The sequence below is a fragment of the Dictyoglomus sp. genome (genome assembly GCA_025060475.1).
In the GTDB taxonomy this organism is placed as follows: domain Bacteria; phylum Dictyoglomota; class Dictyoglomia; order Dictyoglomales; family Dictyoglomaceae; genus NZ13-RE01.
The window spans coordinates 1-692 of sequence record JANXBZ010000053.1; the positions used below are offsets into that span (position 1 = coordinate 1).

General features: G+C 26.4%; 1 protein-coding gene. It reads left to right on the forward strand.

Features of this window, described 5'->3' with window-relative positions:
* The first annotated feature begins 107 nt into the window (after nt 1-107).
* The gene (gene rpiB, locus NZ841_08505) at nt 108-563 is read left to right on the forward strand and encodes a ribose 5-phosphate isomerase B (GenBank protein ID MCS7202800.1); all 456 of its coding nucleotides are present in this window, start codon (nt 108-110) and stop codon (nt 561-563) included.
* The last annotated feature ends 129 nt before the right edge of the window (nt 564-692 follow it).

Consider the following 692-nt stretch of genomic DNA (forward strand, 5'->3'; position numbering starts at 1 on the left):
ATTAGTTCTAAACTTATGTTAATTTACAAGGTGAATTTTCACATTATTAAATTTAATAATTACGTAATTTATATTAATAGTTGAATTAAAATGTTTTGGGATTATATTTGAAGATAGTTATTGGATGTGATCACGCTGGATTTAAACTTAAAAAGGATATTTTGTGTATACTTAGGGAAGAATTAGAGTTTATAGATATTGGTACTAATAGTGAAGATCCAGTTGACTACCCTGATATAGCTGAGAAAGCATGTGAACTTATTGTTAAAGGTGAAGTAAATTATGGAATTTTAATTTGTGGAACTGGAATTGGCATGAGTATAATTGCAAATAAATTTCCTGGTATAAGAGCTGCATTAGTTTATTCTGATGAAACAGCAATACTTGCAAAGAAACACAATAATGCAAATGTAATATGTTTAGGTGGAAGAACAATGAAAATTGAAGAAGTAATAAGATGGATAAGAATATGGTTAAATGAAGATTTTGAAGGTGGAAGACATCAAAGAAGGATAGATAAAATAAAGGAAATAGAAATAAAGTATAAATACAAAATTAAATAAACTATTAAAACAAACATGGGAAATACTTGTGTAAAAAGAGGAATTAATTGGAAGATGGGTATCATACAATTACTTTTAGGTGTATTTATGTTTATTGGAGGTTACATTGATAAAAGGACTATTTTAATT